General features: G+C 31.1%; 9 protein-coding genes. 4 read left to right on the top strand and 5 right to left on the bottom strand.

Annotated features, from left to right (window positions below):
• Nucleotides 1–300: 300 nt before the first annotated feature.
• Nucleotides 301–1,095 carry an alpha/beta hydrolase gene (locus L3J60_RS08375; RefSeq protein ID WP_291975047.1) on the top strand — a complete coding sequence of 265 codons (795 nt, stop codon included), beginning with the start codon at nt 301–303 and terminating at the stop codon, nt 1,093–1,095.
• Nucleotides 1,096–1,423: 328 nt separating this feature from the next.
• Here L3J60_RS08375 and L3J60_RS08370 read toward each other — a convergent pair whose 3' ends face one another.
• The 5 genes from L3J60_RS08370 to L3J60_RS08350 all read right to left on the bottom strand — a co-directional run bounded on the left by L3J60_RS08370 (nt 1,424) and on the right by L3J60_RS08350 (nt 11,402).
• The gene (locus tag L3J60_RS08370; protein ID WP_291975046.1) at nt 1,424–2,341 is read right to left on the bottom strand and encodes a T9SS type A sorting domain-containing protein; all 918 of its coding nucleotides are present in this window, start codon (nt 2,339–2,341) and stop codon (nt 1,424–1,426) included.
• A 373-nt stretch (nt 2,342–2,714) separates the two neighbouring features.
• Nucleotides 2,715–5,444, bottom strand: coding sequence for an alpha-amylase family glycosyl hydrolase (locus tag L3J60_RS08365; RefSeq protein WP_291975045.1), 2,730 nt, complete (start codon nt 5,442–5,444; stop codon nt 2,715–2,717).
• Between the two features lie 73 nt (nt 5,445–5,517).
• Nucleotides 5,518–6,600, bottom strand: coding sequence for a SusE domain-containing protein (locus L3J60_RS08360; RefSeq protein ID WP_291975044.1), 1,083 nt, complete (start codon nt 6,598–6,600; stop codon nt 5,518–5,520).
• 18 nt (nt 6,601–6,618) lie between these two features.
• Complete coding sequence (locus L3J60_RS08355; protein WP_291975043.1) at nt 6,619–8,484, bottom strand: RagB/SusD family nutrient uptake outer membrane protein; 1,866 nt, start codon at nt 8,482–8,484, stop codon at nt 6,619–6,621.
• Nucleotides 8,485–8,495: 11 nt separating this feature from the next.
• Complete coding sequence (locus tag L3J60_RS08350) at nt 8,496–11,402, bottom strand: SusC/RagA family TonB-linked outer membrane protein (RefSeq protein WP_291975042.1); 2,907 nt, start codon at nt 11,400–11,402, stop codon at nt 8,496–8,498.
• A gap of 355 nt (nt 11,403–11,757) precedes the next feature.
• Between L3J60_RS08350 and L3J60_RS08345 the strand changes: the two genes are divergently transcribed.
• From L3J60_RS08345 to pgmB, 3 genes are all read left to right on the top strand, one after another.
• On the top strand, nt 11,758–12,783 hold the full coding sequence (locus L3J60_RS08345; RefSeq protein WP_291975041.1) for a LacI family DNA-binding transcriptional regulator: 1,026 nt from the start codon (nt 11,758–11,760) through the stop codon (nt 12,781–12,783).
• 211 nt (nt 12,784–12,994) lie between these two features.
• Nucleotides 12,995–14,350, top strand: coding sequence for an MFS transporter (locus tag L3J60_RS08340; RefSeq protein WP_291975040.1), 1,356 nt, complete (start codon nt 12,995–12,997; stop codon nt 14,348–14,350).
• Nucleotides 14,351–14,355: 5 nt separating this feature from the next.
• Nucleotides 14,356–15,012 (top strand): beta-phosphoglucomutase, encoded by a 657-nt coding sequence (gene pgmB, locus L3J60_RS08335; protein WP_291975039.1) that lies wholly within the window; start codon nt 14,356–14,358, stop codon nt 15,010–15,012.
• The last annotated feature ends 2 nt before the right edge of the window (nt 15,013–15,014 follow it).

The following is a 15,014-nucleotide window of genomic DNA, read 5'->3' as shown; positions in this document are numbered from 1 at the left end:
GCACCACAAATAACCGAAATTATTCCGATTAGAAGGATGTCAATTAAGTTATGAAGTTGGTTTATATGGCTCCTAGGATCTTCTACTTGCGTAAAAATACTTACTATTTTACTACTTGATGTCATTGGTGTAAATTATTGATTATCAGTATAATATACAAATAATTAATAACTTTGACAACTATAAATCAACTGATTATCTAGCTTTTATCAAAGAAAAAGTGTGAGTTTGCCCTGAGCTTGTTATTCTTTAAATGCTACTCTTAAATAAATTTCACTATTTTAGTCCAAATTTTTTAAAATGAGATACTTAATAATACTTTTTAGTTTAATCTTTATTTCTTGTAATTACTCAAAAAAACCGAATCAACTAAACAATAAAAAAACTATTTCTAAAACAGTAGAGGTTATTCAGAAGAAATTGTTTACAAAAATTACATTTCCTTCAAAAGATGGTTTGCTAATAACAGCAGACTTTTATGAAGTTGAATCTAATAAACCAATGATTTTATTGTGCCATCAAGCTGGTTTTAGCCGAGGTGAATATAGAGATACTGCAATAAAACTTAATAAATTAGGATACTCTTGTTTGGCAATAGATCAACGTTCTGGAAATAAAGCAAATGGCGTAATTAATGAAACTGTTTTAGCGGCTAAAAAAGGAAATTTACCAACAAACTATTTAGATGCACGGCAAGATATTGAAGCTGCAATCGATTTTTTATATCATAAAAACAATAATAAACCAATAATTTTAATAGGAAGTTCATACTCAGCTACTTTAGTGTTGTTAATTGGAGATAATTCTGATAAAGTAAAAGCGATAGTTGCATTTAGTCCTGGAGAATATTATAAAACTATAGATGTAAAAAATAGTATAAAGGATATTGAAAAGCCTGTTTTTGTAACTTCTTCTAAAAAAGAATCAAAAGCACTTACAGAATTAATTTCAGAAATAAATCCTAAATATGTAACTCAATATATCCCAGAAGAAGCTGGAATTCATGGCTCAAAAGCTCTTTGGAAAACTACTGTTGGAAATGAAAATTATTGGAAAGCTTTCACTAATTTTTTGCAAAAAAATGAGGCTGTCTGAAAAAGTTTTGAAAAGTGCCATTCTGAACTTGTTTCAGAATCTCATCTTGTGCTGATTACCAATTATTATTAGAACCTGAAACAAGTTCAGGTTGACAAAAATATCACTTTTCAGACAGCCTCATTTCAATAACCTAATTTATTATAACTCGTTGTGCATTTTAACTTTTTAAACCTACTGTTACGTCACTTCGAGTGATTTTCGATAGAAAATTGTATCGAGAAGTCTTTTTACACGAGTTCTCGATACAATTTTACTAAGAATTCCATTCTTAATAAAACCACTCGAATTGACGAAATTTTATCAAAATGAACAACGGGTAGTATAGCTAGGATTTGATTACCTTTTTTGTAATAATTTTTTCATCATCCGTTTTTAGTTTTAAAATATAAACTGATGGTGATAATCCATTTAGGTTAAGTGTAGATTTTTCATTTAATTTCTTCACCAATCTTCCGTTTAAATCAAAAACATTTAATTTGAATTTCTGATTATAATTTAATCCTTCAATATGTATTACATTATCAATTAAATTAAGAGACATTGTGTTTTTAGTAACATCATTAATACCTAAGGTAGTTGCATACGTGTATTCAGTAGTAGGTTTCCAAATGATATTACTATTGGCACTTCCATTCCAATCATCATTTATATATACAGCATAACCCGTTATATTTTGGTTATTAATGGTTACATTAAAGGTTTGGGTTCCATTATTTATATCTACAGTCATTGAAGTTGCAGAATTAAGGGTAAACTTAAAAACAAAGTCTGTTGCAGTAGTAGATCCGCTAATTGTTGATGCGTTTATAGTTCCACCTACTGATACAACTTCCCAAGGGTCAAAAGCACCACCATTTCCATTTAAATTAACTTGCACAGCATAATTATTTATTCTGTCAGCCCAACTTGCTGTAGCTGTAGGACTTGATAGTAAGGCAAGTCCAATTTGACCATAAGATCTAGTGGCATTTAATGTAATAGTAAAGCTATCACCAACTGCCATTGTAGAAAGTGTACCTGTTGTAGTGCCATCTTGTGTAAAGTTTCTCCAACCGACAGATTGTTTGTTTCCTCCGTTTGCCCACATACCTAATTCTGTAGCTCCATTATCAAAATTACCACCGCCATCACTAAAAAAAGTAGCATAATTTGCCGCTTGTTGTGTATAGGTTACTGTTGTTTGTGCACTTAAACTGTATAGTGTTAAAACAGTTAAAATTAAAATTGAGTAAAGTTGTTTCATAATTTTTGATTTTTAGTTGAGTTCTAAAAATTGATTCTTTCTATTTTCATCAAAAGACAAGAACTCATTTATCTTTTGATGAAAAGTTTATTATACAATTTAGTAATAATTTACCGCTATTCAATAATTTATTTTTTAAACTTATCAAAAAACCATTACTTTAGTAACAGTTTTTTCTGATTGTTCGTAATTTTACATAAGATTCGTCACCCTGAACTTGTTTCAGGGTCGTATTCAATAAAATACGGGTTATCAAATGGAAATGAGATGCTGAAACGAGTTCAGCATGACGTTGTTCCTTATTATTATGAATTACGGACATATAAATAGCTTTTTCTGTATTTTCTATTATAATTTAGTTCAAGTATATTAGCTAGTATTTCACCAATTTTTTAGCATAAATTTTGTCATTGGTTGTTTTAATCTGTAGCAAATAAATTGATGGAGCTAATGCTTGTATATCAAAAGATTTATTTTTGATAAATTGCCCATTAAATTGTTTAATCAAACGCCCTGTTAAATCGTATATTTTTACAGATTCTACACCTTGGTTTATTCTAAAAGAAGTTTGTACAGGATTTGGATAAATTTTTAAAGTCTGATTTAAAGGATTATTTACTTTCACTATTCCTAAAGGATTGCTTAACGGAACAGATGAGTATAAACGATATTCTCCAGGTTGCAAATTCAATGTCATAGAGGTATTTGTAACATTTAATGAACTACCAGTATAATACTCATACCAAGTGCCTGTTTTAGTAAAATTTGGAGAAACATTTTGGGAAATAACATCAAAATTACCTACAAGTACTACATCCATAGAAGCATCACGCAGTACAATATTTTTAACCAAATTAGATACATTTAAGGTGAAATTTGTAGTATTAAAAACAGGTTGTTGTTGTTTAAATGCTGTTAGTGTTCGCCATATATCGTAAACATTTTTTCTATTTGCATCATTAAAATAATCCCAATGTATGGGTTTTCTACTTGTTCTTCCTCCTTGATTAATACTAATATCATATCCCAATTCGCCAAATTGCCATATCATTTTTGGACCAGGAATGGTAAAAAAGAAATTAGCAGCTAACTCTTCGCGTTTAAGTGCTGTTGCTAAATCTTTAATATTATAAGTGCCATTACTATTGCCAAATTGTAAGTTTTTGTACATTAAACGCTCTTCATCATGACTTTCCATATAACCAACAACATTAGGGTTGTTCCAACCTCTAGCTTTGTAAGAAATCCAAGAAATATCTGAACTACTTGAAAAACCCATGGTATTTTGTGCATAATTGTTATTTAGGTTTCCCCAAAGCAACATGCCATAATTAGCAAGAACTGTTTCTTCTGAGTTGTCGGCAAACTCTTCTAAAATATCATAAGCGTTGTTATTTACACTCCATATAAAATTTGCATAATCTTCTAAAATGGTAATTCTTGAGGCATCATAATTTCCCCAAGCACTGATGTTTCCAAGTGTATTATTTTGTGTAAACCCTTTAGCTAAATCAAATCTGAAACCATCTATTTTATATTCTTGTAGCCAATATTGAAGGGTTTCTTTTACATAGGTTTTGGTGTAAGCACTTTCGTGATTAAAATCGTTACCCACATTAAAATCGTGTTTTGGAATAGGATTTAAGTAAGGATTTGTTGCACTTGGACGATTATTGGCACTATCCCACCACATTTGAGCTAAAGGACTTGAGCCCATAACATGATTATAAACAACATCCATTATTACTGCCATACCTCGTTTATGACATTCATTTATAAAGGTTTTAAAATCAGTAGGTGTACCATAAGCTTTATCTAAAGCTCCATGAAATGATGGATTATATCCCCAACTGTCATTACCTTCAAATTCTGACACGGGCATTAATTCTATGGCGTTAACACCTAAGTTTTTTAAATAATCTAAATGGGTTATAGCTTTGTTATAATCGCCAATATCACTTGTGCCAACAACGTCAAAATCGCGTAAAAGTAACTCATATATAATTAAATTATTTTTAGCAGGAGGTGTAAATGTATCCCAAGAAAATGTAGGATTAGTTATTTTAAAAGTTGAAACAATACCTGTTGTAGAATCGGTTGGATAAGGTTTTATATTAGGATATGTAGTGGCTGGTATAAATTTATCGTTTGCGGGGTCAAGTATTTTATGTCCAAAAGGATCGGCAACTATTAAGCCATAATCTACATCAAATTGATAAGCGTATTCTGTATCTGGATTTAGTCCAGATATAGTTACCCAAAACTGATTTGTTGTGGTGTCTTTTTTCATATGATAGGTTTCATTTAATAGCCAACTATTAAATTCACCTAAAACAAAAACATCTGTTTTATTTGGAGCGGTTAAAACAAAAGTAACGCTACCATCATTATTTTTATTAATACCATTTTTCATGCCAACAGGAATACTAGCAGTTTGTGTAGTTGATTTTACAAAAACAGAAACTTCATCTGTAACAGTAGTACTATTTATAGTTGCAGTTGCTTTTATTGTATGACTTCCTGTGGTAGAAAAAGTGTAAGATACACTTGTTGTTTTAGCAGATGTTGCTGTGGTTTGAAGTACATTATCAACATATAATTTTAGGGTAGATGCTAAAGAAGCATCGGCAGAAATAGTTTGGGTTGTATTTAAATCAAAGGCATCATTATTATTTTGGCTGGTTATTAATACATTTAATCCAGCAGTATAAATAGTTACAAAAATATCGGGACTTGTTTGTTTAGTTCCATCTGCAGAACGAAATACAAAATCAAGCTCTGAAACAGTGCCAGAAGTTACATTGTAGTAGGTTGTTACATCAGGTGTTATGTTAAGTTGGTATAAATCAGTCCCAATTCTGGTAAGTGAAGGTTGTGTTGTGTTATTACCCCAAGAACCAATAATATTTTGCCATCTAGTACCATTTATGGTTACTGCTGTATGAGCATAAACTGTACCTGTATATCCAGCTAAGCCTGAGCCTGTAGCGTCAAAAGTAACAGTAATAGCATCATTGACTGTAGGTATTGATGGTGAAGTTGTTACCTGTGAAAAAGTAATAGTGCTTATTAATGATAGAATTAAAAGTAGTAGTTTTTTCATGATAATTGATTTATTGATTAAAAAAAATGCTGTAGAATGGTTATTACTACAGCATTTTTTATATGAGCAAATATTAATTTTGCGATAAAGTAATTTTCTTATTATTGTAATCTACCGTAACTGTATAGATGCCAGGAATTCCAATAAATCTAAAATTATTATCTCCATCCATTGCATCTTCAAAATTAGGATCAATTGTAAAATCTGCTGCTACATAGTAAGGATAGTTTCTACCAGAACCCCAATCTCCAAAATTAGTAAAGAATCTAAAAGTGTCATTGCTAAAAGTTGTTGTAGCTTCAAACAATCCATCTTTTACCCAAGTCATTTCTACAGGAGTGTTCCAATTCCAACCTGCATCAGGAATACCAGCACCAACCATATAATGTTTTGGTTCATCAACAGCAGTCATTGTAATGGTTTTATCAATTAAATTTACATTTATTTTATAAAATCCTGTGATACCAATAAATCTAATGTTAGTATCTCCATCTTGAGCATTTTCAAAATTTGCATCTACATTGCCACCTTCAAAATAGGTCCAATTATAGGAAGTTGCGTTCCAATCTGGAGCACTAAAAAATCTAAAAGCACCTCCATTATTAAATTTAGCAATAACTTCATATTGACCAATACCAGTTCCATTAACTTCAACAGCTTTTGCTGTATCCCATCCTAAAAGGGCACCCCCAATCATATAAATTGGTTCAATTACTGTTGAATAAGGGGTAATTGTAATAGATGCTACATTTGAACTTATACTATAGTAATTGCTTAAATCCGTTTTAATTTGAATAGTAACATCGGCTATCTCTCCAGGAGATAAACCTAATTTATTTAAAAGCACTTTATTAAGTTCAGATGTTTCAAAAATTTTAGACAATTCTGTTCCAACGGGAATAGAAGTTGATTTGTCACCAGCGGTAAAAACAATATTATAATCGGGTGTAGCACTATAACCGAAATCAGGTGCAGTCCAGTTTACTGTTAATACATCTTGTCCAGTATTAAGTATATCTAACACTAATTGATCAGTTGAAAGGCTAACTGTTGTAGAAGCAGTTGAATCTAGAACAGTTAAATCTTGGTTATCACAAGCTACTAACAAAGTAGTAGCTGTGAATAACATCATTATATTTTTAAATATTTTTTTCATTGTGTCTAATTTAAAAGATTAATACCCAGGGTTTTGAGTTAGATTTGGATTTGCATTTAAATCAGAAGATGGAATAGGTAATATATTACGGTAACTTGGTGTTGACGTACCTTCAGCTACACCACCTTTCCAAGGCCAAACATAATTACCATCGGTAAATCTTCCATATCTAATTAAGTCAGTCCTTCTGGTTCCTTCCCAATATAATTCTCTTGCTCTTTCGTTTAGAATTAAATCTAAATTAATTGAGGAAACAGGAACTGCACCGGCTCTTGTTCTTAGTAAATTTACATAAGAAATAGCAGTAGCTTCATCACCTCCACCACCTCTTAATACACCTTCAGCATACATTAAATATACATCTGCAATTCTAAATAAAGGGAAATCAGTATCTACAAATTGACCTCCAGCATCAGAACCAGGATTTCCGTTTTTATCAACGTTTTTAAATTTAGTAATAGCATAACCATCAGTAAAAGTTGATACAGATGCAATTTCTAATTCTTGACCATCAGTATAAAACATAGCTCTTTGGTCTTTTTCAATGGTATAAGTTTTATCTAAAGTATTTATTGTTATTTTATATAAACCCGCAGTAACATCAATATTACTACCATTATCTCCAAAATCACTTCCCCATGAGTTATCTGGTCTAAATTTAATTTGACCATCAATTAAATTTACATAACCTTGATAAACGTTTGCGGTTCCTGTTTGATATAGAGTTAAATCTGGTCCATTCCAACCATTTGGTGTGGCATCGCCTACAATACCCCAATTAGAAGCAGCACCTATAGCTGCGTTTGCCGCAGTAATATCAGAAGATGAAACATCATCGCCAAATAAGTTTACTAAATTTTTGGTAGTTCTGCTACCACCCCAACCACCGTTGATTCCAAAATCGGCAGGATCCATACTACCACCTACACCAGCGTGAACTAAGAAAGTAGTTCCACCCCAAGTTTGTGTGTGAGTACCATCAAATGCAATAGGGAAAATTACGCCACTTGCAGTATTATTATCAGCTAAAAATAAATTTTTATAAGCAGGTTCTAAAGTGTAACCTGCATTAATAACTTTAGTTGCGTAAGTAACACAATCACTATATCTAGCAGTACCTGTATAAACTTCAGCATTTAAATATAATTTAGCTAATAAAGTCCAAACGGCAGCTTGGTCAGCTCTTGCATATTCATTAGATTTTGGTGCAGGCATACTGCTTTCAATATCTAAAAGTTCACTTTCAACAAAGTTGAATAAATCAACTCTGCTTTTTTGAGGAGGGAAAAAGAACCCTACTTCATCAGCTTCCGTTACAAATGGGAAACTACCAAATAAATCAACTGCATGATAATAACTTAAAGCCCTTAAAAAACGAGCTTCATTTCGGTACTCTTTAACATCAGTTAATAATTGTCCTGTAACTCCTCTTGAACTTAATTTAGCATCGGTGGTTTCACGTAAAAATGCATTACATGAAGTTATTTGATACATTATTCTGTTGTACAATGCTTTTACAAACTGATTACTAGCTGTCCAATCTTGAGCATGAATATTAGATAATCCACTATCGCTCCAACCAGTAACAGCTTCATCGGTTGAAAATTCCTGAAAATACCAATAACCTCTTAAGTACTGACCAAAACCTTCGTCTATACCTGTAATATCACTATTTCCAGCAGGACCTTGTTGTCCACTTACTGCTAAACCAGCGTATAGTTTAGCGAGTACTTGTTTGTATGCTGCTGGATTGTTAAATAAATCACTAGCCAAAACAACATCTTTATCTTTTGGAAGTTGGTCTAAATCTTTAACACAAGAATTCATTGTGAAAAGTAGCACAAAAGCTCCTAAAAAGAATATTTTAAAAGAATATTTTTTCATTTTTTTTAATATTAAAAGTTTAAATTAACACCAACCATATACACTATTGGTCTTGGATAAATATTATAATCAATACCTCCACTAACTTCAGGATCTAAACCTTTATAATTGGTAATAGTAAGTACGTTTTGTACTGTTCCTGAAAGAGTAAAGTTAGTATTTTCTCCCATAACATTTCCAAAGTTATAGCCAATACTAACATTGTCTAATTTTACAAAAGAAGCTTCTTGGATATAGTAGTCAGATAAGTATCTTTTAGTTCCTCCATTAACAAAGCCAGTTTCTAAAACATTTGTAACTCCATTTCCTATAACGTTTGGAAATCCTGGATTTAGTAAATGATCTTGGAAACCTAAGCTAGAATCTACGTTATTATATACATAGTTACCAACACTTCCTCTCCAAGCCATATTGAAGTTCCATTTTTTATAATTTAAATTTGTGGTAAAACCAAAGTTATAATCAGCCGCTGGTTTTTTATATCGGTATTTATCTGCATCGTTAATTTGACCATCATGGTTTCTATCTACATAAACACCTTCAATTGGTTTTCCTGCAGTATCATATACTTGTTGATAAACAAAGAATGCATAAGGTGCATAACCTACGGTATGACGTTGAATGGTATTACCAACACCACCATTAAATCCACCAACTTCAACACCTTCGTAATTTGGATCATCATTGGTTGTTAATTGAGTAATTTTTGTATGAGCCCAAGTAAAGTTACCACTTACATTTAATTGTAAATCATCAGTATTCACTAATTTTGAATTTAAAGTAACTTCAATTCCTTTATTTTCCATTTTACCAATATTGGCATTATCTGCGTTTGATAAAGATGAACCAGCAGGGAAAGGAATAAAGTTTAATAAATCTTTTGTTTTTCTATAATAAGTATCTACAGCTCCATTAATTTTCCCATTAAATAGCCCAAAATCTACACCAACATTGTAAGTTTCTGTTTGCTCCCATTTTAAGGTAGTATTAAATGGTTGTGCTCTAAAAGTAGTATAAAAAGTATTACCCAATTGGTATTGTGCTGTGTTAGTACTTGCTAAATAAGTAGCAATTGCAGGGTAATAATTACCTGTACCTATGTCTTGTTGCCCCGTAATACCCCAACTTAAACGCAATTTTAAATTAGAAAACGTTTTAGAATCTTTCATAAAAGGTTCTTCATACACTTTCCAAGCAAATGCTGCAGAAGGGAAATCACCCCAACGGTTGTTTTTACTAAATCTTGAAGAACCATCACGTCTGTACGTTAAGGTTAACAAATATTTATCAGCAAAAGCATATTTTAAACGACTAAAATAAGATTGCAAGTTTAAATCATTATAATAATCAAAACTATCAACACTTGTTGGTGAAACAAGATTATTAAATCCTTGATTTTTGAAATTTTGATAAGAATAACCTGCCATAAAATCAATAGTACTGTTTATAGATTTCAAATCTTTAGCATAATCCAAATAAAAGTCCATTAACTTATTATCTTTGGTTTGCTCATAATGATTTGTGCTTTTAAACTTAGTACCGTCTAGTAGTGTTGAATTAGCTGAATTATTTGTAATATCATCACCTACACTTTTAGATTGATCAAAGCCTAAGTTAAGGTTAGCACGTAATTCAGGTAAAAAATGCATTTTATAGTCAAATTGAATATTCCCAATCCCCCTGTTTGCATGAGACCTATTATCTCTTTGTGTTAATAAAGCCAATGGATTTTTTGGTGCACCAACCGCAATTGGAGCTCCACCAGGAGATTGTAACCATTCAAAGTAACCACCATAAGGAGAAGTACTATCATATACTGGTTTTGTTGGATCCATTGAAAGTGCATTACCTATAGCACCAGTATCTGCAAATCTATTAAGTACCATAGATACTCTAGCATTTGCATCAATTTTTAAGTGATCATCAAATAATTTAGAGCCTAAACTAATTGAATACGTACCTCTTTCTAGTTTAGAGGTTCTTAAAGTACCCGTTTGGTTGGTATAACCAACAGAAGTTCTATAGTTTAATGTTTTAGTTCCACCAGAAATACTTACATTTTGATTAGTAGCATAACCCGTTTTAAAAATTTGATTTTGCCAATTGGTATTTGCAGTTCCTAATAAAGCAATATCACTTGGTGTGCCATGAGCGTTTACATAAGCTTTAAATTGAGAGGTACTTAAAACATCAATAGTATTGATATTATCACTTATAGAAACGTTTGAATTATAACTTACTTTAAAGCCATCACCCTTACCTTTTTTAGTTGTAATAATAATTACTCCGTTTGATGCACGTGAACCATAAATTGCAGTTGCAGAGGCATCTTTTAATACGGTGTAGGATGCAATATCATTAGGATTAATAGTATTTAAAGGATTTCTCATACCTGAAATACCTTCGCTATCTACAGGCACACCATCAATAATAAATAATGGATTATTAGATGCGTTTAAAGAAGCACCACCTCTAATTCTAATAGTTGAACCGGAACCAGGAGCACCACCACCAGATGTAACAGTTACACCAGCTAATTTACCCGTTAACATTTGATCTGGAGATACAATGTTTCCTCTATTTAAATCTTTAGTTTTCACAGAAGTTATAGAACCTGTTGCATCCTTTACGGTAGTAACACCATAACCAATAACTACAACTTGGTCTAACGCTTCAGTACTTTCAACCATAGCAACATTTATTGTTGTGTTGTTGCCCACGGTAATTTCTTGATTTTTAAATCCTACATAAGAAAAAACCAATACATCACCTGTTTTTACTTTATCTAAGGAATAATTCCCATCAAAGTCTGTAGAGGTACCTGTTGTGGTTCCTTTAATTATAACGCCAACGCCAGGTAAAGCCGAGCCCCCTGTTGCTTCTGTAACGGTTCCTTTAATAGTTTGTTGACCAAACATAATTATAGGAAAGAGAAGAATGACGTTAAACAAAAAAAGTCTAAAATTTTTCATTTATTTTTAAGTTAATTAATAATTAAGTTTTTAATAGTTTTTACTGTTTTTTTACATTTCACAGGGTGAATTTACGGAGTTAACAAATAGTTAACAATAATTTAGGCTAGTTTTAACGTTCCGAAAACGTTTTCGTGTTTATAACTTTTTTACGCAAACGTTAGAGTTAGCAAGCTATTTTTATGGAGTTTTTTAAAATTTTAAAATTTTGATGTAATTCTACAAAATTATAAAGAAAATGATGTGGTTTCAGTTATTATTTTATCTTTGTAAAAGAGGATAAAATTTACCTTATTTTTATATGAAACCACGTATAACTTTAAAAAAGATAGCTAGTGAATTTGGCGTGTCTATTTCAACCGTTTCTAAAGCGTTAAAAGATAGTCATGAAATAAGTGAAGAAACTCGTGAAAAAATTAAGGCATTTGCGGATTATTACAACTATAAACCAAATTCTTTAGCCTTACAACTACGCAATCAAAAAACATCCGTTATCGGTGTAATAATTCCTGAAATTGTGCATCATTTCTTTTCTACTGTAATTGATGGAATTGAACAATATGCTACAAAAAAAGGCTATAATGTAATGGTTTGTGTGTCTAATGAATCTTATGAAAAAGAAGTTTCAAATTTTAGTGTACTTACTAATGGAAGTGTAGATGGATTAATAGTATCTATTGCTAGAGAAACCCAACATAAAAATGAGTATTCGCATTTTGAAGGATTAATAAAAGATGATTTTCCATTAGTATTATTTGATAGAATAAATGAAGAATTAGCCTGCGACAAAGTAATTATTGATGATGTTGGTGGTGCTTTTAAAGCAACTAATCATTTAATAGAAAATGGAGCAAAAAAAATAGCGTTGCTTACTACTCAAGATTTTATTACCGTTGGATCCTTACGAAAAGAAGGTTATTTAAAAGCATTACATAAAAATGGAATTTCCGTAGATGAGAATTTAATCTATAAAATAGATGATAATAAAGATTTATATGAACAAATCAAAAAAGTAATTTTTGTAAAAAATCCACCCGATGCTATTTTAGCTGTTAATGAAATTTATGCTGCTAATGCTTTAAAAATAGCTAAAGAGCGTAAGCTTTCTATTCCAAATGATATTGCAATAATTGGTTTTACAGATGGCTTAATTTCTGAATTTACATCTCCACCATTGTCAGAAGTAGTACAACACGGCTTTGAAATGGGACAGCAGGCCGCTGAGTTGTTAATTAAAAGAATTGAACAAACCGATGCTAGTGAATTTAAAAAAGAAGTAATTTCAACCAATTTAAAAATTAGACAATCTACTCTTTCTACAAAATAAAAATTATCAACTTTTTTTCTTAGAACTCAAAGGTTATAGTTTGCTATTTCTGAATTACTTACAAGTATTTAAGGTTGAGAAAATAAGAAGATTCATATTATTTTAATATATTTGCCTTGTAAAAGCAATTTTACAACTACTGTTTTTCACACTTCACACGTACAATTATAAGACTTTTCTTATAGTTGATTTACTTTAACGTATTTAATTTATGGAAAAACGGAAACTAAGTTTCTGGGAAATCTGGAATTTAAGTTTCGGGTTCTTAGGAATTCAAATGGGTTTTGCACTGCAAAATGCTAATGCAAGTAGAATTTTACAAATTTTTGGAGCTCATGTTGAGGAACTATCATGGTTTTGGATAGTTGCACCGCTTACAGGTTTAATTGTTCAACCCATTATTGGTTATTATAGTGATAGAACTTGGACACGATTAGGAAGAAGACGTCCTTATTTTTTAACAGGTGCAATTTTAGCAGCTTTGGGATTAATTTTTATGCCAAATGCAGCTATGTTTACGGCATTTTTACCTGCATTATGGATTGGAGCAGGAATGTTAATGATAATGGATGCCTCATTTAATATTGCCATGGAACCATTTAGAGCTCTTGTGGCAGATATTTTACCTTCTGATCAAAGAACCCTAGGATTTAGTATTCAAACAATATTAATTGGTATTGGTGCTGTTATTGGCTCATGGTTACCTTATGTATTAACAAATTGGTTTGGTATTGCAAATACTTCTCAATCAGGAGAAGTTCCTTTAAATTTATTGTTATCATTTATTATCGGTGCAATTGTGTTGTTGGTTAGTGTAATTATTACAGTAGCAACTACTAAAGAATATTCTCCTGAAGAAATGGCTAAAATTCATGCAAGTGTTGATGATGATGAAATTAATGAAGATGATAAATCTAGTATTTTAGATATTTTTACAGATTTTAAAAAAATGCCAGAAACTATGAAACAATTGAGTTATGTTCAATTTTTTTCATGGTTTGGTTTGTTTGGAATGTGGGTTTTTTCTACACCTGCAATTGCACATCATATTTATGGATTACCTTTGTCAGATTCAAGTAGCAAAGCTTATCAAAATGCAGGAGATTGGGTTGGAGTTTTATTTGGAGTTTACAATTTAGTATCTGCAATTTATGCGTTTTTCTTACCAGCAATAGCGAAGAAATTAGGCAGAAAAAAAACACATACTATATCTCTAATAATAGGAGGAATTGGATTAATATCTATTTATATTATGCCAAATCAATATTGGTTAATTCTATCTATGGTTGGTGTTGGAATTGCTTGGGCAAGTATTTTAGCAATGCCTTATGCCATTTTAGCAGGAGCTATACCTATGAAAAAAATGGGCGTTTATATGGGAATTTTTAACTTTTTTATTGTAATTCCACAAATAATAAATGCTTTAATAGGTGGTCCAATTGTTAAATATTTTTATGGAGGAGATGCTATTTATGCACTAATAGTTAGTGGAATTTCTTTTTTAATTGCAGCCTTATTAGTGTTTAAAGTTAAAGATGTAGATGATAATGTTGAACCAATAAACTAATAAAGATGAATACTAAAATAGCATTTATTTTTGATTTAGACGGGGTAATAGTTGACACCGCAAAATACCATTTTTTAGCTTGGAGAAATTTAGCAAATTCACTAGGTTTCGATTTTACCAAAAAACAAAATGAACAATTAAAAGGTGTAAGTAGAGTAGCTTCGCTTGAACTATTACTAAAAATTGGTAATATAAAATTGTCTGAGGAGAAAAAACAAGCATTACTTATCCAAAAAAATGAAGAATATCTTTCTTATGTTAATAAGATGACTTCCGATGAAATTTTACCGGGTATAGCAAAGGTATTGGAATTTTTAATTGACAATAAAATAAAATTCGCATTGGGTTCAGCAAGTAAAAACGCTCCTCTAATTCTTAAAAAAGTAGGTTTGATTAACAAATTTACTGCAATTGTAGATGGCAATCAGGTTTCAAAAGCAAAACCAGATCCAGAAGTGTTTTTGTTGGGAGCAAAAAAATTAGATATGAATCCTGAAAAATGTGTGGTAGTTGAAGATGCAATCGCTGGAGTTAAAGCCGCTAATGCAGCAGATATGATAAGCATTGGAATTGGCGATAAAACAGTTTTAAATGAAGCTAATTATGTTTTTGAAGATACTTCAAAAATAACCACTGAGTTTTTAAAAAGCTTAATTAATTAAAA

The sequence above is a fragment of the Lutibacter sp. genome (assembly GCF_021647475.1).
Classification (GTDB): Bacteria; Bacteroidota; Bacteroidia; order Flavobacteriales; family Flavobacteriaceae; genus Lutibacter.
The sequence above is the reverse complement of the archived record's forward strand: the minus strand, read 5'-3'. Positions and strand labels throughout refer to the sequence as shown.

Coding starts and splice junctions, on each gene's coding strand:
- L3J60_RS08375 (WP_291975047.1), top strand. CDS start 301: ATGAGATACTTAATAATACTTTTTAGTTTAATCTTTATTTCTTGTAAT.
- L3J60_RS08370 (WP_291975046.1), bottom strand. CDS start 2,341: ATGAAACAACTTTACTCAATTTTAATTTTAACTGTTTTAACACTATAC.
- L3J60_RS08365 (WP_291975045.1), bottom strand. CDS start 5,444: ATGAAAAAACTACTACTTTTAATTCTATCATTAATAAGCACTATTACT.
- L3J60_RS08360 (WP_291975044.1), bottom strand. CDS start 6,600: ATGAAAAAAATATTTAAAAATATAATGATGTTATTCACAGCTACTACT.
- L3J60_RS08355 (WP_291975043.1), bottom strand. CDS start 8,484: ATGAAAAAATATTCTTTTAAAATATTCTTTTTAGGAGCTTTTGTGCTA.
- L3J60_RS08350 (WP_291975042.1), bottom strand. CDS start 11,402: ATGTTTGGTCAACAAACTATTAAAGGAACCGTTACAGAAGCAACAGGG.
- L3J60_RS08345 (WP_291975041.1), top strand. CDS start 11,758: ATGAAACCACGTATAACTTTAAAAAAGATAGCTAGTGAATTTGGCGTG.
- L3J60_RS08340 (WP_291975040.1), top strand. CDS start 12,995: ATGGAAAAACGGAAACTAAGTTTCTGGGAAATCTGGAATTTAAGTTTC.
- pgmB (WP_291975039.1), top strand. CDS start 14,356: ATGAATACTAAAATAGCATTTATTTTTGATTTAGACGGGGTAATAGTT.